Below are 18,670 nucleotides of genomic sequence, written 5' to 3' on the forward strand. Positions count from 1 at the left end.
TCCTGGTAGGTTTCTTATCTGAATTGGAATGGCGTTCATCTTCTTCCATTCTACTATCAACCCCAGGAGGAGTAACGAGAATAAAGTGATCTTCTATATGGATATTTGTGATTTATTCTGGCTTCGCCAAACTCGTTCTGTCGCTCAGCAAAGGCTTCGTCGCACTTCCAAATTGCCGAGCATAATAACGGTAGGACAGCAGGATGCCGATATGCAGCAAAGCCAATACCAAGGCGACATTGGAATACACGGCGGAACCCTCAAATGGATTTAGCGGATTCCAATGTGACGTCGCTCCGAAATCTACAGCTTTGCCGTAAAGACTGATGGCCACCGTGCCGGACAAGAAGCTCAGCATCGACAACATCCCCATGCCAACCCCCGTCAGCTCTTTGGGCAAGGTGCGGGATATCGTGTTGGACAACGCTAACTGCATGAACATCTGCCCCACATTCCCAAGAATGAGAATCGCGGCAACCCAACCCGCCGGTGCCCCGGACCCCCCGGAGTAAAGCAAGAAGCAACTAATGAGCAACGACGACGCCAGATAAAACACAAAGGCATTGCCCTTGGCGTCCGCCAGTTTGCCTCCCTTCCGTCCAAGGATGGCCGAAGCGGCAGCCCCCGGCACCATCGCAAATCCGATCCAAACGGCAGGAAGCCGGTTGACTTCAGCCAACAGCTGTGGCGTAAGGAACGGCAGCGCATACCCAATCCCCATAACCATCGCTGACAACATGAGACCAAACGAGTAGCTTACATTCCGAAAGAGCCGCGGGTTCACAAACGGTTGCCGGGCACGCACAATGCGCCATACAAACAGCAGAAACCCGATGAAGCTGCCGACATACAGCTCCCATCCTACATAGGTCACCGCAAGCAATAACAATGTAACCGTACCGGCAAGCAAGCCTCCCCCAAGCCAGTCGACTTGGACGGATTGAAGCGGTTCATCGCTGAGGTATTTCCGGTAAAACGGCAACGTCACCAGCATCAGCATCGGCACGCAGAACAACCATCGCCAATCAACTACACTCACTAGCAGTGCAGATACAACAGGCCCAAGCACGCCGCCGATGGCAAGTCCTGTAGCGGTAATTCCGAGCGCGTATCCGCGGCGTTCCGCAGGGAAATACCGCACCGGTATAATCATCGCTGCAGCTGGTACGACAGAGGCTCCAGCGGATTGCAGCGTGCGGCCTAGCAAGACCATCCAATATGCCTGCGCCGATAGTCCGATTAATGAGCCAAGGCAGAACAGGATAAATCCAAAGGTCAGCAGTTTTTTCAATGGAAAAGCATCGGCCAATTTCCCATAGATCACCGAGCCGATGGCATAAATCAGTCCATAAATTGTGGTTACCCAGCTGACCTGAGCCACGGACAAGCCAAATTCCTCTTTTATATCCGGAAGTACGATATTAAAAAGCGTGGCGCCCATGGATGATAAAGTCATTGTAAACGCCAAGATGCGGATCAGTTTTTCACTCGCAGCAGATATGCCGGTAGAAACAGCATTTTTCATCGCAATCTCCCTCCTATCGATCTCCTCACCACTTATTGTATGATTGAATAATAATAATGAAAAATATATATTAAATTATATATTCATACACTTGAGGTTATCGATTAAAGTAAACCAGAAGGAGTTGATGTCGAGATGGAGCTGTTGCAATTGGAATATTTTCGTACTGTTGCTCGTTTGGAGCATATGACCCGAGCCGCCCAAGAGCTGCATATCGCCCAGCCGGCGCTCAGTAAGACGATCTCCAGGCTTGAGGAGGATCTGGGGGTGCCGCTGTTTGATCGACAGAACCGTCAAATTCGGCTCAACGCTTTTGGTAAAGCTTTTCTGAAAAAAGTGGAGACCGCGCTGGATGTTCTGGAGGAAGGGCGCCGAGAGGTGGCAGATCTGGCGGGGATGGAGCGCGGCAGCATCCATTTGGCGACCAATGCGCTAGGGCGTATTACAGGGGCGCTGGGAGCCTTTCGCGAGGTTTATCCGGAGGTTAATTTCCGGATTCTCCAGACGTCTCCCGCATCCGATGAAGAGATGATCCAACTGCTTGAAAGCGGGGAGGTCGATCTCTGCTTCACCGCTTCCTCCCTGGATTATCCGGGGGTGTGCGAGCAACCGGTGCTAAATGCCGAAGTGTTCTTAGCGCTCCCCCCCGGTCACCGGCTGGCGGAACACGAAAGCATCCGCCTCGAAGATGTGGCGGATGAATCTTTTATTGAATATAAGACGGGGCATCCGTTTCGTAAAATCAACGAATCGTTCTGCCATGCTGCAGGCTTCCGTCCGCGCATCGTGTGCGAGGTCGATGAACCCAGCGCGCTGGGCAGCCTCGTTAAAGCGGGATTAGGCGTTGCGTTCATGCCAGCCTGTTGGAAGGATGAACGCCCTGGCTACCCGATGCTGCGCATCGAAAGCCCGGATTGCCGGCGCATTTACTCCGTTGCTTGGCTGGAACGGCGTTACTTATCTGAAGCAGCACGGCGCTTCCGTCAGTTCCTCAACGAATATTTCAGCGAGGCTTTGCCTCTTGCGACTTAGCGATGACTGCCGCGCGGCGGCCGCTTCAGTACATAGAAGCCGGCCAACGCCGCAGTCACCAGCGGTAAGTACTTGATGCCTCTGAGCCAGGAGAGATCCCCGCGAAGCAAGGTAACCGCACTGATCGCAATGATTTCACTGAGTACCAACCCGCCTATTAAACCACCGATCAAGGCAACAACAAACCAAAGTGTTTTTTTCATCGTAAAGTTCCTCCTAAATTCTGTCGAAGATTTGATTTCATTAGTCCGGAAGATTCCCGGATTTCGTTCCCACGCGATACGGCGTCGTCAAGCCTTCATAATTCACCATCATTGTCATCCCGTTAGCTGCATGGCCCAGATTGTGACAATGTTCCATCCACAAGCCTGGATTATCTGCTTGGAAAGCGACTTCGTATTCCTCCCCGCTGAACAGGAGAACGCTGTCCGCATAAATGGGACTTCCGGTCAGCGGTTTGCCGTTCTTGGTCAAAATCTTAAAGACGTGGCCGTGCAAATGCATCGGGTGCGGACCGCCAAATGTATGCTTAAACCGGATTTTGATCCACTCCCCTTCCTTCACCAGGATCGGGGGGATCTCGTGAAATTTTTTGCCGTTAATATCAAGAATCCCGAGCTTCAGATCATAGACCCGGTCGAACTTCATCTCCGAACTAATCCCGTCATCCAGCGGAGTACCATAATTCGTAAAGTCAAAATCCGGCGCATCTTTGCTCAGTGCTTCCGGCGTCGGCCCGCTCCCCAGCCGAATGTTCCAAGCTTTGTGTTCTTTGCTGTATACCTTGACCTGCCCGCTTGCCGGCATCGTAAACAGCACATCATACCGCTGGCCCCCACCGATCGGAATCCATTGCTCCCGGAGCATCCCTGGGCCATTCAGGTCTTGCCCATCCATCGAGATGACCTGAAACTCGGCCCCGGCTACCCCGATCCATTGGACTTCACTATATGCGTTAATCAGCCGCAATCGAACCGTTTCTCCTGGTGCTGCATCAAGCTGCACCCCCTCGTTATGTCCATTGGTCAGCTTCCACTTCTCGTTCAGCAGCTGCAAGGTGACCGCATAATCACGATCGTATTTAAACGCCTGCTGTTTGGGCTCAACGATCAGTCGGCCGATCAGCCCTTTGCCTGCCTGCTCCGAGCTTTGCTGATGGGAATGATACCAGTAGGTCCCAGGATAACGCGCGATAAATTCATAAGTAAATTGCTCGCCGGGCCATACCGCGTCCTGCGTGACTCCCGCAACCCCGTCTTGGGAGCAAGGCAGAATCACCCCGTGCCAATGAATTGTCACCCCTTTGTCGATATCCTGGTTGGTCAAAGTGACTCTGACACGTTCCCCTTCCTGAACCCGTAGCTCCTGCCCCGGCGTCGTTCCGTTAACGTCCAGGCCTCTGTCTGTTTTCCATTGTCCAAGGTCATGTTCGTCTTCGCTGCTGTTAACGCAAAGCTTCTCACCTGCTCTCCTGCGGCAGGTTGGGCCTCCTTCAACTCGGTGCAGGATACCGCTGCTGCCGATGCTCCGGGGCCAGATGTTGCGTGACCTTCGTGTTCCTGACTTTCATGGCTGCCATTTGCGGCCCCATGATGCATTTGACTCATATCCACTTCCTCTGGAAAGCGTAAATCGTTGTAGCCGCAGGAAGCTAAGAGCAGCAAAACAACAAAGCCTGCGATCCAGAGTGTTGTTTTTTTCCATATCAAGCCGATTCCAGTCAACTTCACTTCCCCCTTCTTCTTGGCTCGATCCCATCATATCCAACAAATGTTGTGAACTTATGACGATCCTTTACGAGTTCCGTGAAATCTCGGGTCGGGGATGGAAAGCATGAAGATTACGGATATAATGAGAACAAAACAGGTCTGGGAGGACAATCATCTATGCCGCACACCTTACTGCTCGTTGATGATGAGCGTCAAGTGATTGAATTTATGGAGCCCTTTTTGCAACAGGAAGGGTTTCTTACTGTTACGGCTGCAACGGGACAGGAAGCCTTGCACAAAGCCGCAATCCATAAACCCTCTCTGGTCGTTCTCGATTGGATGCTGCCGGAGATGAGTGGAATCGAAGTATGCCGGGAGCTGCGAAAGTCAGGATCGGTTGGAATCATAATGGTGACCGCACGCGTCGAGGAAACTGATAAATTAATCGGGCTGGAGGTAGGTGCTGACGACTACATGACCAAGCCGTTTTCATTGCGGGAACTGGCGGCCCGCATCCGTTCGGTACTGCGTCGAATTGAGGGGAATTCGAGCGCCGAGACGTTGCTGCAGCGAGGAGAACTAACGATTTCGGAAGCGCAGTGCCGCGTATGGAAGCGGAATGAGGAAATTGCTTTGACCCCCACGGAATTCAAGCTGCTGCTGACGCTCGCCGCCAAACCGGGGATCGTCTACAGCCGACTTCAGCTGCTGGCTGCCCTGGAAGATGACTTCGCCAACGACGAGCGAACCGCCGATGCTCACATCAGCCGCATCCGCAATAAAATTGAGGATGATCCGGCCCATCCCGTATACATCAAGACGGTTTACGGGTTTGGTTACCGGTTTGAAGCACTGCAGTCATGACGGTTTCCCGCAAGCTGTTTCTCGTCATTGTCGCATTTATTTTTGGGGTTAGCCTGATGTTTATGTTCTTCACCTATTTCACGATTCGGGACTCGTTAGAAGTGATGCTGCAAACCTCGAGGACAGGGGAGCTGAATCAACTGGAGGAGGAACTCGAAGCCTATTATGAGCACCATGGAAGCTCTTGGGCGGCACTAACTCCTGGGGATTTGGCACGCCTCGCCCCTGAGGGCAGGTTAGAGCCAAGCATCGGCCTGATGGATGTCGACGGTCAAATGCTGGCGATCAGCAGCCCTATCGACGAGCGACTCTTAACGCGTTTAGGCATTCATCGTAAACTCACCCGCCATGACCAAGTCATTGGTTGGGTTTATTACTATGACTTGGATGTAGCCAATTTGTCCAAGCTCCGAATCGGGACACCGATCTCGGTCCTGTTTTTGGTTGGAGCCGGGGCGTTGATATTTATCCTGCTTTCACTGGGCATGGCTTATTTCGTCTCCCGCTGGCTCACTTCTCCCCTGCGGCGGCTGGTGCCCATTATCGACCGGCTGGGCCGCGGAGAATTTGGGATTCAAGCCCCGGTCAGCTCCAAGGACGAATATGGCAAGGTGGCCCAAGCGATCAACGACATGTCCGTGCAGCTGGCAAGGGCAGAGGAGGTGCGCCGCAATCTCGTTGCCGACGTCGCCCATGAGCTGCGTACACCGCTCACAATCGTGCGCGGCAAGCTCGATCTCCTGCAGCAAGGCGGCGGTGAGATTCGCCCGGAGAACTTGCTGCCGATTCAGGACGAGTTGATCCGTCTCACCCGGCTCGTCGGCGATCTGCATCAGCTGTCGCTAGCAGAAGCTGGCAAGCTGCCATTGGATCTTCGACCAACGGATATGGGCAACCTGCTGCGGGACGTTGTGGAGCGAGTCAGCTGGGAAGCCGAAGCCAAGAACATCTCTGTTTCCATCGAGGAGTTAGTGCCTTGTGCGGCGGCCTACGCTGACAGAGAGCGGATGATGCAGGTATTCCTGAACCTGGTGCATAATGCGATCCGGTATACCCCGGAAGGCGGACAAGTCCAACTATCGCTGCGGGAAGTGGAAAACACTCCGAAAGATTCACACGCTCCAGTCCGGATGCTCCAAATCCGGGTTCAGGACAACGGCCCAGGCATTGCGCCTGAGCATCTGCCTTATTTGTTTAACCGCTTCTACCGCACGGATGAGGCGCGGTCCCGTCATGCCGGAGGGATGGGGCTGGGGTTAGCCATTGCCAAGGAGTTCGTCACCAACCACCAAGGCACCCTGGAAGCGGAAAGCCGCCCCGGGGAAGGGACGGCTTTTATCGTCACATTGCCAATTGCGCAGTAGAACAATTCGGCGCTGTTATTTTTCCTTAATGCTTGATTTTTTGCGGCGATTAGAGACAGTTGCTTCGCGAGCTTTCTCTTTGAGTATGATGGCGTGCCCGGTTCGGCTGATTTGTTCGTAGAACAGCAGCGGCTCTCTCCGGAAGAAATGCTTGGCAACATGAATGGCGAAGGCGACATTCGCCACTAGAATGATTATGGCTAACAGAATCCGGAATAAGCTTGGAGCGTAGTTGTCTGGAAAAACCAGCAGTCGGTTCAGGCCAAACACGCCCCAATAAAGCAGCCCATAACGGACCACTAAGGGCAGCAGTCCTGCGGGTTGCCGCTCGCGGCTGGCGGACAAGAAGTTGTATACGGCGGCGGCTACTCGACCGCTTGGTTTCCGCTCTCCTTGATCTGCTGGAAGACCAATGAGTTGAATTCGGACCAACCATTTGCCGGGGGTGCGTCCGCCGGTCAGGTATGGGATGAGCATGAAATAAATCCCCGTGGACACGAAGTACGCTTGCTTGATGCCGATCTCATGAATGACTGTCATCAACATGCCCAATACAATATAGTCAAACATTAAGGCCAACCCGCGCCGGGTATAGGATACGCGCTTCGTTGTCAGGTCCACTCCGCGGTCCAGATGCTCAATTCGCGGCAGATACCGGGACAGCCATTCGGCTAACAGAAATCCAAGCATGCCCCCAAGCGTGTTGGTCATCAGATCGTCGACATCGAAGACGCGGTAAGGGTGATCGTAGATCCCGTAGATACCAGTCAACTGCGTCACTTCAATGAACAAAGACAGCAGGAATGACAGGATCAGGCTCGCAATTGGACCGGAACGAAAATAATACCGAAGCATCATCCCAAACGGCACCGTCAAAGCCACGTTCAGGAGAACCTGCCAAACTGCCCGCTCCTGAAGCAACCGCCAATAGGTCGACGGCTCTCCGGGAACTATCGAGGTCTCCTTCATAATGTCATGGATAAAATGAAAAGGAATTAATTGCAACGCCCCGCCGCTGAGCGGTAGATTGTGCCGACTGGTCGGAAGCGGCAGCATTACAAGGAAGATCGCATTCATCAAATAGAGCAGGAACAAATAGAGTACCAATGCCCGTACCTTGTTGACATAACCATGCCGCCGATATTGCACTACGAGGAACGGCAAAGTGAACAGCAGTGCCGCAATTGGAAATACGCCAAAAGCAAACGTAACAGGATATAAATAGCTTTTAAACATCACGCTTCAAACCTTTCAATTCCGGGGTTTTGTTCCGTTATCTTAACATAGAACAAAATTCATTTCGTTTAAGTTTAGTTTAAGATGAAGTAAATTTGTTCCACGTACGTGATCCGCAAAAAAAGTAAGCCCTAAGGAAATTGGATTTCCTTGGGCCTACTTTTTTATTCATATGATCATTTTACCGCTCTTCCGGATGATCCACATTCTCTTGCTGCTCCTCTGTACTGGAGGTTGGATTCTCTTCCCTTTGTGGCGCGGGCGCTTGGGAAGCCTTCAGTTCCGCTCGGCGGCGTTCGCGCTCCTCCCGGTTCTTCCGGCGCTTGATCCAGATTGGGATGACGATAAGGGCAGCGATGGCAAGCGGCGGCAGAGCCCCTGCAACGAATACAACAAGCCACTGGAAGAAGATCGACAAAATGTCGATGCTGCCTGTCAAGGCGTTTTTCATCCGCTCCAGCAAAGGTGTATCATTACCCGATGCCGCGATCAGCTTGGTTGGATCCGGCTGGTAGAGGCGAATATCAATCGTTGAATAGGACACATTGCTGTCGAGATACCGCATTCTCCCTTTAATTTGCTCGATCTCCGTTTGAATGCGCTCCAGCTCATTCACGTATTCAACCAGTTGCTTGGTCTGGGTCGCTTCCTCGACGAATTTCAAGTACCGCGCTTCCATCGCCTGCTTAACCTTTAACCGAGATTCCAGATCAACGTACTCCTCGGAGACGTCCTGTCCCTGGATGTTTCGCTGCAATGACTCCGGCTTTAGTGCCTCCAGCCGATCGAGGAACGAAGAGAAGCCCGACGCCGGAACTTTAATCACAAAGTTGCCGCCCAGCTCATGCTGCGATTGATTCTCGGAAAACTCAACAATGTAGCCGCCCGCCAGCGTCACCAGATTGCGGATCTCAGATTGCGCCTTGGCGTAGTCTTTCACTTCCATCACGACATGTGCCCGGTAGATCAGCTTGCGGTTGAGCCCATGATCAGTATTGGCTTGCTGAAATCCCGGCGCGGAGTTCACCGCCGCACTGTCGCTCCCTGTACTCCCGGCAGCCGCTGAATCCGGTGCAGCCGAACCAGAGGCAGGCACGACGGCTGTATTGGCTGCTGTCTCAGCTGCGCCTGCTCCATCCATTTCGCTTTCCGCCCAGTTGCTTTGATTCATCGCTTCTTTCGAAGACGCCGAATCTGAAGCAGCGTTATTGCTCGCACTTCCGCAGCCGCTAAGCAGCAAAAGCAGAAGCATCGTAATAACGCCCCAAACCGTTAGCTTTATTCCCCTTTTCCCCATCGTTATGACCCCCTGTGTGGATTAAGGTTTCAAGACTTCCGCACGATACCGGCTTTGTCGGATTCATCTGTATGTCACCCTGCGGCGTCTCTTACCTATCCTAACGTGAAAGGGCTACCAAAAGTTGCCTGTCCTGTGAAATAAAAAACCGTCCCGCAAAGGCGGAACGGTTGATTGGGGTAAACCTATTCTTCATATTTGCGAACGACGATGACAGCGTTATGTCCGCCGAATCCAAAGGAGTTGGATAACCCGATCTTCAGCTCAGCTCGGCGCGCTTCATTTGGCACGTAATCGAGATCGCATTGCGGATCAGGGTTCTGCAGATTGATCGTTGGCGGGATGAGGCCTTCCTTCAACGTTTGGACCAGGGCAATCGCTTCTGCACCGCCAGCGGCACCAAACATATGACCTGTCATCGATTTATTCGCCGTAATCGGAATACGATAAGCGTATTCGCCAAACGCCTTTTTAATCCCCTTCGTCTCTCCAAGATCACCGACGGGGGTGCTTGTGGCATGGGCGCTGATCACATCAACCTGTTCCGGCGTGATCCCCGCCGAAGCAAGCGCCCGCTTCATCGCAAGGTAGGCCCCTGCACCTTCGGGATGCGAAGCAACCACGTGGTAGGCATCGGAGCTGGCGCCGTAGCCGATCAGCTCGCCATGGATGCGCGCTCCCCGGCGTAGTGCGTGCGACAGCGACTCAAGCACTACGATGCCGGCGCCTTCGCCCATCACGAAGCCATCGCGTTCCGCGTCAAACGGCCGACTGGCTTGCTCCGGTGCGTCGTTCCGCTTGGAGAGCGCAGTCGCATTCCCGAAGCTGGCCAGCGCCAACGGATGCACTGCCGCTTCGGTTCCACCGGCGATCATCACATCGGCTTCACCGCTTCGGATCAGCCGGAACGCTTCGCCGATCGACGAATTGCCGATCGAGCAAGCTGTAACGGGAGACAACGTCTCACCTAACGCGCCGAACCGGATGCTGATCTGAGCTGCCGCCATATTGGAGATCATCATTGGCACCAGACTTGGGCTCACCCGATGAGGTCCGCGATTCTCGAGCACTTTCACGTTATCCGCCAACGTTTCAATCCCGCCGATGCCCGAGCCGACATATACACCAAAGCGCTCGCGGTCGATCAGCTCCGGATTGAGATCCGCATCCTGAATTGCTTGTTCAGCGGCAAACAACGCGTATTGACAGAAAAGGTCCATTTTGCGAGCTTCTTTCCGCCCGAAGATCCCCTCGCCGTCAAACCCTCGAACCTGCCCAGCGATCTTGGTGCTGAAATCTGTCACGTCAAAACGTTCGATCGGCGAGATCCCAGAGCGTCCTTCCTTTAACCCTTGCCAAAATGTATCTACATCATTGCCCAGCGGGGACACAATCCCCATTCCGGTAATAACCACTCGTTCCATAAAACACCCTCCTTCAGACATTTCATACATAGGAAGTACAAACTTGTTATCTATTGTAGCTGCAAAGTATCCTATTACAAGTTTTTAGTTATCCTAGTATAATTGATAACATCATAAGCGCGTTTTTCCAGGAGGAACTCTGCCGATGAGCACAGAACCGAGATTAGAGGCTTTATCCAAATTTTTAAAAACGCAGCGCGCCAAGCTGCATCCCCATACCGTAGGCCTTCCAGCAGGCTCCCGCCGGCGAACGCCCGGCCTGCGCCGCGAGGAGGTCGCCCAGCTCGCCGGGGTGAGCACGACATGGTATACCTGGCTGGAACAAGGCCGGGATATTAAGGTATCTCCCTCCGTTCTGGACGCAATCGCCGGAGCGCTTAGACTCAACGCCGATGAACGCAAGTACTTGTTCGACTTGGCGTCCGACAGCGGCTTTCATCCCGATTGGGTTGAGAAGGAGCCGGTGATTACCCCATCGCTCCATAAAATTTTGCGAGAGCTGAAATATTGCCCGACGATCATCTCCGACCGCCACTGCCATATCGTAGGTTGGAATCCTGCTGCTGCCCAAGTGTTTGTCGACTTCGAACATATTCCAGAGCAGGATCGCAACCTAATTTATCTTCTGTTTGCCAAGAAAGAGCTGCGCAGCCTCGCCGTGAACTGGCCCGATTTCGTCCGGGGGTTCCTGGCTATCTTTCGCGCCTATTATGGACAATATGTCGCCGACCCTTGGTATTCGCAATTTATCGATCGGATGTCACAACAATTCCCGGACTTCCAAGAGCTTTGGAATCAAAGTGAAGTCAGCGCGGCTCCAGAGGTCATGATCGAATTCCGCCATGCCAAAGCCGGTAAAATGCTATACAATTTAACCTCACTTCAGGTTCAAGGAGATGCCGATTTACGCTGCAGTGTGTATACCCCAATCGAAGGAACCGCAACCGAATCGAAGCTAAAAAAATTGCTGGAAGATACCTTTGGCAATTGAGTATTGACAAACCAGGAAGAAATTCGTATTGTGATTCATAGTGATGATAGTGAGAATCATTATCATAAATATCTGAACAAGGAGAATCACTATATGAAGAAGCTGTTTATTCCCCTCATTTTAGCCTTCACGGTTTTGGCAGGTGCTTGCGGTAATGAAACAACACAGCAAAATTCAGCGGCTAATGCAGCGGCCAATACCTCATCGGAAGGGACGGCAAATCAGACGGGCGGAAACGACTCCGCAGGAACGGAGACGGCTTCCGGCACGGTTACATATCAATCGGAGAACGGTCCGATCGAAATTCCTGCCCAGCCGAAGCGCATCGTGGCTCTATCCTACGCTCCCAACGTTGTGGCTCTGGGTGGAACATTGGTGGGCGTTGACACCTGGACGATGAATAACCCTCTGTTTACCGAGAAATTAAAGGACGTCGCCATCGTGTCCGAAGACAATCCAGAGCAAATCTTCGCTTTGGAACCGGATTTGATCATCGCCGGATCGCATATGAAAAATCTCGATAAACTTAGCGATATCGCGCCAACGATCGTTTATACCTGGGGCAAACTGGACTATTTAGCCCAGCAAGTCGAAATCGGAAAAGTGCTTAACAAGGAAGCTGAAGCCAAAGCTTGGGTTGAGGATTTCACGAAGCGGGCCAAAGCTGCAGGTGAAGAGATTAAGGCCAAGATCGGCAAAGACGCCACCGTGTCTGTACTTGAATATGATACGAAGAACTTCTATGTATTTGGGGACAACTGGGCTCGCGGAACGGAACTGTTGTATCAGATGATGGAGCTGAACATGCCGGAGAAAGCCAAACAAGATGCGTTGGGCCCGGGCTACTACACCTTATCCAACGAAATCATTCCTGAGTACGCCGGAGATTACATCGTATTAAGTCAGAACAAAGAGGCTCAAAACGAGTTCTTGCAATCGAATACGTGGAAGAATATCCCGGCCGTCAAAAACGGCCATGTGATTGAGATCGATACCGCCGCTTCAACCTACAGCGATCCGATCACGCTGGAGTATTTGCTGGGAATCTTCAAAGAAGGATTCCTCTCATTGCCTTAACGCTGAAGTTGATCAAAATGAAAAAGGGATGTACCCCGCTATGGGGCACATCCCTTTGTTATTTGGTTAAATAAACTCGATCCACTCAATCTCCAGCCCTGGCTTGATATAATCAAACTTCAGCTCGTAATCGCCCTCCGTCAGCTCAATCCGAAGCTGCTTCTGCGTCACCCATCTGCCGAGCGTACCGTTCGTCTGTACGGTAGTCAAGAGCTCACCGTTCAGCAGCAGATTGCAAGCCGACTGCGACAAGTTCATCGCTTCGTATCGGATATGCGCAGTGACCGTGTACACCCCAGCCTCTTGAACCTTCACCACCGCAGTTTCAGCATTCGCCAAAACCTTGGCGCTTTGTGAACGAGACAGCGTATATACGTTCACTCCTGCGCTGGCAATCGGAAGATCGCCTTGAGCGGCCTGGATTAGGCGGACTTCGTGAACCGGTTTCGGTTCCCGCGCTAATGCTGGAGCGTTCAGTAAGAATCGGCAAATATTCATGGCGCACCGTTGCAATTCTCCCACCGTCAAGGTTCCGTTGGCTAACGCTTCCAGCGTATTATCCCCCAGCGAGTTGATTTCCGCCCCATCGTTGTTCACGACCATATACAGATCGTTCTGCGCGCGTACCATAAAGGACGTGTTCTTCAAATCAGCCGGTCCGCCTTCTACGCAGTCGTTCATGACCGCCCACCAGTCCGTCATGACAATGCCCTGATATCCCCATTCATTGCGGAGAATCGTCGTATTCAGATCATAGTTGGAGGCCGCCCAATGCCCGTTCACCGGGTTATAGGAAGTCATGATCGATGTGGCTTCCCCTTCTTTGACCGCCATTTCGAAGCCCTTCAAATAAATCTCGCGTAACGCGCGTTCAGAGACGACCGCATCCACTTTCGAACGCGCCTTCTCTTGGTTATTGCCGGCAAAATGCTTCACCGTTGCGGACGAACCGCCCTTCTTAATGCCCCGTGTCACCGCTGACGCAAAGCAACCTGTCAAATAAGGGTCCTCGGAAAAATACTCGAAGTTCCGTCCATTTAACGGATGGCGATGGATGTTAATCCCCGGACCAAGCAGGGTGTCGATTTCATTTTGCAGGAGCTCTTTGCCCTCCAGCACATACAACGATTCTACGAGGTCAACATCCCAGCTGGATGCCAATAACGTTCCGATTGGCAGCTGAGTTGCTTTCAAGCCGCTGTCCATACGGATGCCGGAAGGGCCATCGGCGGTACAGGCCACCGGGATTCCGTACTCCAACAGGTTCTCTCCCACTCCGCCAAAAGCGGAAGCTGTTCCAGGTGTCACCTTCGGACTGCTCATGCCCTCGCCGCGTACGATCGTAGCCAGGTCCTCATCGCTCAGTTGGGCAACGAACTCCTCCAGGCTTGCTTTACCGGCTTGCACGTCCTTTAATTTAATTCCGCGGTTCCCCGTTTGCGGATAGGCTTCCGGCAGTCTTCTTTCGATGCGTTCCTTCAGCGAAATAGTACGTTGAGGCACTTCCTCCCGGACGATCTCATACGTCCCATCCGGCTTCCGGCTACCTGGTTTCAACCGCGAGAAACGTTGCGTAGGCGCTGCAGCTTCCTCCAGTTGCTCCACAACCATCAGTTCTGCCAACTGGTAGGCTGCTTTCCCGTCCACTGTTACCCGCTCCGTATTTCGGATGCTGTTACCTACATGAAACTCATAGTCGCCAGCTTCCAACACATAACAGGATTTATGCCCGGTATAGCCGCCATCATCATAGGACGCCATCCGCCGTACCGGCAGTTGCAAGGTCAGCACATCGGACTCCCCGGGCTGAAGCAGCTTCGTTTTCGCGAACGCCCCAAGCGCCCGGGCCGGTTTGCCCAATACGCCCTGCGGGGCTTCATAGTATAGCTGAATAACTTCTTTCCCGCTAAACTCCGAGCCGGTATTCGTTACCTCCACTTGGACCTCCAGTTGGGCATCTGTACCTGCTCCTTCGAGCTTCACCCCTTGTACTTTCCAGGCAAAGGAGGTATAGGAGAGCCCATATCCAAACGGGAACAGCACCTTGTCCGGACAAAATGTTTCGAAGTAGCGATAACCTACATAAATATCTTCTTCATAGAGATTCCGCTCTTCGCTGCCAAAGTTGGCTGTGGATGGATAATCTTCAATGTGATGGGCAATGGTATCCGGCAGCTTACCGCTCGGCGTGACATCCCCCGAGAGCAGGTCAGCTACGGCGTGACCGCCAATCATCCCGCCCTGCCATACGAACATCACTGCCCGAATCCGACCTTGATGGACGGGATCGTTGATCCAGCTCATATCGATGACATTGGCTACGTTCATCAACACAGCCACTTGATCGAAATGCCGGGTAACCGTTTCCAGATTCAGGCGCTCTTGTTCCGTCAACCGGTAACTTCCCTCGGTATCGGCGTTATCCTTATCCTCACCGGCCGTCCGGCCGATGATAACGATTGCCTTGGATGATGCTTGCTTCGCTTGCGCTACGATTTCGTCGGTTAAAGGCATTTCCTTCTGACACCAAGGCTCCGCAGCCCAACCGCCTCCGCCGTTATCAAACGGATTCTCGGCAATCCACTGCTCATATTGCTTCGCCAGTTGTTCATTCACTTGGATGCGAGGATTCGCCCGTAGTCCGTCCAAAATGTTGACGACATAAGGGACGTTCACCGCACCGCCAGAGCCTGTCCCGCTGCGATAGTAATCAATTTGGCATCTGCCGAAAACGGATACAATTTCATGCGCTCGAATCGGAAGCATAGCGTTTTCATTTTTCAGCAGGACGCCGCCTTCCGCTGCCGCAATTCTGCTGTACTCGGCGAAACCTTCCAAAGGAACGCCTAACATCGATTTGCTCATCTCTCTCTTCTCTCCTATCCGTTAGTAGATCCCAGCTTGGGATACATCAATAATAGTCCTAGTTTTTACTATACCAAAACCAACGTGAGGTTGAATAGAATAACGTACATTGGGATTTTGAAATTTAAGCGAAAAAATTAGCATAAATAAAGATGCCCAGATAAGGAATCACCCATAATAGCGGCAGCAGATTCCACCAAACCGCCGGTTTGTACTTGCCTTTGGCGAAATAAGTCCAGCCCAGGATCAAAGCGAGCAGCAGACCACCAGGATACGCCTGAAGATACGCGAATAACGCTCGCATGCCTGGGTGGACCCCTCCTGAATCATGGAAGAGGTAGGCGGAAATGCCAAGCACAATCAACCATGCCACGGAAAAAAACGCATAAATGAGCTGCGACACAATTAGAAAAATGAAGGTTTTTCGTTTAGGAGACATGGGAGTCCCGCCTTCCGTTCAGGAATCGCCTCACGTTAGTCGAACCATACTTCGGTGCTGTGCCGCATCTCAAACAGGCGTTGAATCTGTTTGGGCGTATTTCGTTCAAGCGATAAAGGCGGAAGCTCGTCACGACCGAAAAATCCGACCTCCAAAGTTTCCATTCCAGCTTCTGCGTGACCTCCGCCGATCTCGCACAAAATAAAGATTTTGTAGATATGGTACGCCTCCGGGGGATGATCGTGGAATTTCTTGTCCAACACCGCCATTAACCGCACCGGAAAGACGGTAAGACCGGCTTCCTCCTTCACTTCTTTAACCGCAACCTCTTTAGGCGATAGACCGATGTCGGCCCAACCTCCCGGCAATGACCACGCCCCATCAACTCGTTCTCGTACGAGCAAAATTCGGTCATCCTGAAACACTACGCCGCGCACATCCACCTTAGGGGTAGCATAGCCGGTTTCATTGGCGAACAGCGCTTTAATCTTCTCCGTCTCCACTTCGGTATAACGGCTGACAATTTCCACGCTAAGCTCACGCAACATCTGAAAGCGTTCAAGATCGTACATGTCTTTGGAATAGGCCAGCCCAGCCTGACTAATGGCCTGAATTTGCTTAGCCCACTCCAGCCATTGCAGCTGCGGAATCGAGTCCGACATCTGAATCGCAACCTTTCGGATAGAAGTCTAAATCCACTGTACCACCATAGAAATCATATATGCAGCAGGGAAGATGATCAGTTGCGCCGCTAATGTTCCGAGAAACCTCGCGCCCATCAACATATATAGATCCTCCCCAGCATTTTATTCAGCTTCACACCGGCATAGCGTATGGAATACGACAGCGTCTCCGCCGCATGAATAATCAACGTTAAGATGCATACGATTACCAGATAGGTGGTCACTTTACTTCCCTCTCCAATAAACTTCCGCTATTTTTCGTTGCCATGTTTAAAATGTCCCGTGGCTTTTGCCATGATCAGCTGGGCTTCTTTGGGTGTCGCCGCGCTTTGAATCCGCGTGATAAATTTCTCCGCTTCTTTCCCAGAGAGGGTAGTGACCATGCGCCCTTTCCAAGAAATGAACACCTTTCGATTTTTCGTGATTTCATAAGTGAAAATCTCTTCATCCAAACGATTGCGTTTATCAACGTTCCCCAAAATAAGCCTCCATGAATGAGTTAGATTATTTTCACATATTTGGCCATCATGGTGCGATAATCGAACAGAACTTCTTCTTTTTCTTCGGTATATACAAATCCATTGGATTTATAAAAGAGCGTGCCGATGTCGTTCTCACGTTCACACCAGGCGTAAATTTCAGTGATTAATGGGTTCAGACGAATTAATTCATTCAGCAACTTCTTGCCAATGCCCTTGCGCTGATGCTCTTTTAAGATATAAAGTCGAGTCAGCTCACTAACCCCTTCATCATCCGCTTCCGACAGTTGGCCAAACCCAACGATCTCTCCTTCCCATTCCGCGACCAGGAACTTCCGCGCGGCTTGGGCTTCGTCCAGTGTGATGCTTTGCTCCAAGCTGCTCTTGGCATAGGCGTGGGTCAAATACGTGGCGATAAAATGCTCCGGATAAATCATTTCATAAGTGCTGTTCCAGGTTTCCACAGCTACCTCTCGAATGCCGTCGATGTCGTTCAGTGTTGCCGGACGGATCAGCAGTGAATCCATCAGCTTCAATCCTTTCTGTTTCGTAAATAACGGGACCCAGCTTCGGATATGGACCTATCTCCAGCCGGGTCGTATATCAATAACGTTTCACTATACAAATTACTTCTTACAAAAACTATGATACACTGACCTCAACCGAGAAAGCTACCCCTATTCATGAAATCGCTTTCTTTAATACCAATGTAGTCGGCAACGCCTTGTCTGATGCGTTTCCAAGCTAAATTTCATCTTCAGGATATCGACGAATGTTGTCAGTTTCACAAACCATATACATAAGAACAAAGGAACATGATCAAAAAGCTGGTATTCCCAACTTAATACAGAATTGAAGAACACGTGCTACGCTTATCTGGTCACGAATCCCATTGAAAAATAACTGGAGGCGATTAACTTGCTGGTGAACAATGTGAATTGGCGGGAATTAGCCTTTCATCATATCCCGCGTATGCTCATTGATGAACACGAGCCGTTCCGTCCCATTCGGGTTGGCGTTACGGTGCTGACGGAAACCGGTCCGTCTCCTTCATTCAAACGAATGTTGTTAGTGGACGGGGAGCGTGTTGGATCGGTTATTGAATATGCCGTCTACTGGGACTACGATATTACACATCTTTACGATCTGGAGCATATGTGGATCTTCCTGTCTCCACAAGGTGCCGTTGTCGATTGTGAAGCCAGTTTTCATGGTAGATACCTCAAAGGTATCGCTCCCGGCAAAACGAACGTAGGGCCAGATGGACGTATCAGCTTATATTGCCAGCCGGGAAAACACGCCTTCTCTCCAATCCGCGATCTGTTCGAGCTACTTCCCGACCTGCACCTGGCAACCGGAGCACATGCAGGAAAAGACGGCGTTCTGGAGCCCGACATGCTGCACGGCATGTATAAGACGCTGCCCGAGGCGGACGCACTCGCAACCGAGCATCTTCGCGGCTTCCAGTTTAATATTGCCGGCACCTACCATCCTTTTGAGTGGTCCCTCGACATGCTCGTTACCTGGGAAGAGCTGAAGCGGGAAATCCCCATCCGGATGAGGGATTTGCTGAAGCGGCTACATGAGTTGAAGCAATCGGGATCGTCAGTCCAAGAAGCGATCCACTAAGCTAAAAAGCCTTCCTGTCCGTGGTAACCGCTTGGACTGGAAGGCTGTAACAACAA

General features: G+C 51.8%; 19 protein-coding genes and 1 pseudogene. 6 read left to right on the plus strand and 14 right to left on the minus strand.

Annotated features, from left to right (window positions below; genetic code table 11):
* Positions 1-112: 112 nt before the first annotated feature.
* A complete protein-coding gene (locus M891_RS0103345) occupies positions 113-1,525 on the minus strand; it encodes an MFS transporter (RefSeq protein ID WP_036699285.1) in 1,413 nt (470 codons plus the stop codon).
* Positions 1,526-1,660: 135 nt separating this feature from the next.
* Here M891_RS0103345 and M891_RS0103350 point away from each other — a divergent pair, with 135 nt between their 5' ends.
* Entirely contained in the window at positions 1,661-2,557 is an 897-nt protein-coding gene (locus tag M891_RS0103350; protein WP_016312512.1) for a LysR family transcriptional regulator, read from the plus strand.
* On the opposite strand, the gene M891_RS0103355 is transcribed toward M891_RS0103350, so the two are convergent.
* From M891_RS0103355 to M891_RS24540, 3 genes are read right to left on the minus strand one after another with little or no spacing between them, the layout of a single operon-like run.
* Positions 2,554-2,760, minus strand: a complete 207-nt coding sequence (locus M891_RS0103355) for a DUF5957 family protein (RefSeq protein ID WP_016312513.1) — start codon at positions 2,758-2,760, stop codon at positions 2,554-2,556. The genes M891_RS0103350 and M891_RS0103355 overlap by 4 nt on opposite strands.
* A gap of 40 nt (positions 2,761-2,800) precedes the next feature.
* Entirely contained in the window at positions 2,801-3,952 is a 1,152-nt protein-coding gene (locus tag M891_RS23235; protein ID WP_232228281.1) for a multicopper oxidase family protein, read from the minus strand.
* Positions 3,880-4,281 carry a hypothetical protein gene (locus M891_RS24540; RefSeq protein WP_051416818.1) on the minus strand — a complete coding sequence of 134 codons (402 nt, stop codon included), beginning with the start codon at positions 4,279-4,281 and terminating at the stop codon, positions 3,880-3,882. Before M891_RS24540 ends, M891_RS23235 begins: the two co-directional genes overlap by 73 nt.
* Before the next feature lie 162 nt (positions 4,282-4,443).
* Here M891_RS24540 and M891_RS0103365 point away from each other — a divergent pair, with 162 nt between their 5' ends.
* Positions 4,444-5,130 (plus strand): response regulator transcription factor, encoded by a 687-nt coding sequence (locus M891_RS0103365; RefSeq protein ID WP_028537820.1) that lies wholly within the window; start codon positions 4,444-4,446, stop codon positions 5,128-5,130.
* Positions 5,127-6,494 carry a sensor histidine kinase gene (locus M891_RS0103370; RefSeq protein ID WP_028537821.1) on the plus strand — a complete coding sequence of 456 codons (1,368 nt, stop codon included), beginning with the start codon at positions 5,127-5,129 and terminating at the stop codon, positions 6,492-6,494. The genes M891_RS0103365 and M891_RS0103370 overlap by 4 nt, the downstream gene beginning before the upstream one ends.
* Positions 6,495-6,509: 15 nt before the next feature.
* Here the strand turns inward: M891_RS0103370 and M891_RS23240 are convergent, their stop codons facing one another.
* From M891_RS23240 to fabF, 3 genes are all read right to left on the minus strand, one after another.
* Positions 6,510-7,730 (minus strand): VanZ family protein, encoded by a 1,221-nt coding sequence (locus M891_RS23240; protein ID WP_051416819.1) that lies wholly within the window; start codon positions 7,728-7,730, stop codon positions 6,510-6,512.
* A 181-nt stretch (positions 7,731-7,911) separates the two neighbouring features.
* Positions 7,912-9,027 carry a DUF4349 domain-containing protein gene (locus M891_RS0103380; RefSeq protein WP_036699288.1) on the minus strand — a complete coding sequence of 372 codons (1,116 nt, stop codon included), beginning with the start codon at positions 9,025-9,027 and terminating at the stop codon, positions 7,912-7,914.
* A 185-nt stretch (positions 9,028-9,212) separates the two neighbouring features.
* Positions 9,213-10,451, minus strand: a complete 1,239-nt coding sequence (fabF, locus tag M891_RS0103385) for a beta-ketoacyl-ACP synthase II (RefSeq protein ID WP_028537823.1) — start codon at positions 10,449-10,451, stop codon at positions 9,213-9,215.
* A gap of 145 nt (positions 10,452-10,596) precedes the next feature.
* Here fabF and M891_RS0103390 point away from each other — a divergent pair, with 145 nt between their 5' ends.
* Positions 10,597-11,442, plus strand: coding sequence for a helix-turn-helix transcriptional regulator (locus tag M891_RS0103390; RefSeq protein ID WP_028537824.1), 846 nt, complete (start codon positions 10,597-10,599; stop codon positions 11,440-11,442).
* A gap of 93 nt (positions 11,443-11,535) precedes the next feature.
* On the plus strand, positions 11,536-12,519 hold the full coding sequence (locus M891_RS0103395; RefSeq protein WP_028537825.1) for an iron-hydroxamate ABC transporter substrate-binding protein: 984 nt from the start codon (positions 11,536-11,538) through the stop codon (positions 12,517-12,519).
* Positions 12,520-12,585: 66 nt separating this feature from the next.
* Here the strand turns inward: M891_RS0103395 and M891_RS0103400 are convergent, their stop codons facing one another.
* The 7 genes and pseudogenes from M891_RS0103400 to M891_RS0103430 all read right to left on the minus strand — a co-directional run bounded on the left by M891_RS0103400 (position 12,586) and on the right by M891_RS0103430 (position 17,512).
* Complete coding sequence (locus tag M891_RS0103400) at positions 12,586-15,384, minus strand: glycoside hydrolase family 3 protein (RefSeq protein WP_028537826.1); 2,799 nt, start codon at positions 15,382-15,384, stop codon at positions 12,586-12,588.
* Positions 15,385-15,508: 124 nt separating this feature from the next.
* Complete coding sequence (locus M891_RS25705; protein WP_127575531.1) at positions 15,509-15,688, minus strand: hypothetical protein; 180 nt, start codon at positions 15,686-15,688, stop codon at positions 15,509-15,511.
* 170 nt (positions 15,689-15,858) lie between these two features.
* Positions 15,859-16,485 carry an NUDIX hydrolase gene (locus M891_RS0103410; RefSeq protein ID WP_028537828.1) on the minus strand — a complete coding sequence of 209 codons (627 nt, stop codon included), beginning with the start codon at positions 16,483-16,485 and terminating at the stop codon, positions 15,859-15,861.
* A gap of 27 nt (positions 16,486-16,512) precedes the next feature.
* Positions 16,513-16,608, minus strand: a complete 96-nt coding sequence (locus tag M891_RS26115; RefSeq protein ID WP_127575530.1) for a DUF2837 family protein — start codon at positions 16,606-16,608, stop codon at positions 16,513-16,515.
* Between the two features lie 17 nt (positions 16,609-16,625).
* Positions 16,626-16,730, minus strand: a pseudogene (locus M891_RS26120) (DUF2837 domain-containing protein); the annotation flags it as partial.
* A gap of 27 nt (positions 16,731-16,757) precedes the next feature.
* Positions 16,758-16,985, minus strand: coding sequence for a hypothetical protein (locus tag M891_RS0103425; protein ID WP_028537829.1), 228 nt, complete (start codon positions 16,983-16,985; stop codon positions 16,758-16,760).
* Positions 16,986-17,005: 20 nt separating this feature from the next.
* On the minus strand, positions 17,006-17,512 hold the full coding sequence (locus M891_RS0103430; RefSeq protein WP_028537830.1) for a GNAT family N-acetyltransferase: 507 nt from the start codon (positions 17,510-17,512) through the stop codon (positions 17,006-17,008).
* Between the two features lie 397 nt (positions 17,513-17,909).
* Here M891_RS0103430 and M891_RS0103435 point away from each other — a divergent pair, with 397 nt between their 5' ends.
* Positions 17,910-18,614 carry a hypothetical protein gene (locus tag M891_RS0103435; RefSeq protein ID WP_232228282.1) on the plus strand — a complete coding sequence of 235 codons (705 nt, stop codon included), beginning with the start codon at positions 17,910-17,912 and terminating at the stop codon, positions 18,612-18,614.
* Positions 18,615-18,670 lie beyond the last annotated feature (56 nt).

This window comes from Paenibacillus sp. J14 (assembly GCF_000518465.1).
In the GTDB taxonomy this organism is placed as follows: Bacteria; Bacillota; Bacilli; order Paenibacillales; family Paenibacillaceae; genus Fontibacillus; species Fontibacillus barengoltzii.

Coding starts and splice junctions, on each gene's coding strand:
- M891_RS0103400 (WP_028537826.1), bottom strand. CDS start 15,384: ATGAGCAAATCGATGTTAGGCGTTCCTTTGGAAGGTTTCGCCGAGTAC.
- M891_RS0103365 (WP_028537820.1), top strand. CDS start 4,444: ATGCCGCACACCTTACTGCTCGTTGATGATGAGCGTCAAGTGATTGAA.
- M891_RS0103430 (WP_028537830.1), bottom strand. CDS start 17,512: ATGGATTCACTGCTGATCCGTCCGGCAACACTGAACGACATCGACGGC.
- M891_RS0103350 (WP_016312512.1), top strand. CDS start 1,661: ATGGAGCTGTTGCAATTGGAATATTTTCGTACTGTTGCTCGTTTGGAG.
- M891_RS0103345 (WP_036699285.1), bottom strand. CDS start 1,525: ATGAAAAATGCTGTTTCTACCGGCATATCTGCTGCGAGTGAAAAACTG.
- M891_RS23240 (WP_051416819.1), bottom strand. CDS start 7,730: ATGTTTAAAAGCTATTTATATCCTGTTACGTTTGCTTTTGGCGTATTT.
- M891_RS0103370 (WP_028537821.1), top strand. CDS start 5,127: ATGACGGTTTCCCGCAAGCTGTTTCTCGTCATTGTCGCATTTATTTTT.
- M891_RS0103410 (WP_028537828.1), bottom strand. CDS start 16,485: ATGTCGGACTCGATTCCGCAGCTGCAATGGCTGGAGTGGGCTAAGCAA.
- M891_RS0103380 (WP_036699288.1), bottom strand. CDS start 9,027: ATGGGGAAAAGGGGAATAAAGCTAACGGTTTGGGGCGTTATTACGATG.
- M891_RS0103395 (WP_028537825.1), top strand. CDS start 11,536: ATGAAGAAGCTGTTTATTCCCCTCATTTTAGCCTTCACGGTTTTGGCA.
- fabF (WP_028537823.1), bottom strand. CDS start 10,451: ATGGAACGAGTGGTTATTACCGGAATGGGGATTGTGTCCCCGCTGGGC.
- M891_RS26115 (WP_127575530.1), bottom strand. CDS start 16,608: ATGTTGATGGGCGCGAGGTTTCTCGGAACATTAGCGGCGCAACTGATC.
- M891_RS25705 (WP_127575531.1), bottom strand. CDS start 15,688: ATGCGAGCGTTATTCGCGTATCTTCAGGCGTATCCTGGTGGTCTGCTG.
- M891_RS0103355 (WP_016312513.1), bottom strand. CDS start 2,760: ATGAAAAAAACACTTTGGTTTGTTGTTGCCTTGATCGGTGGTTTAATA.
- M891_RS0103390 (WP_028537824.1), top strand. CDS start 10,597: ATGAGCACAGAACCGAGATTAGAGGCTTTATCCAAATTTTTAAAAACG.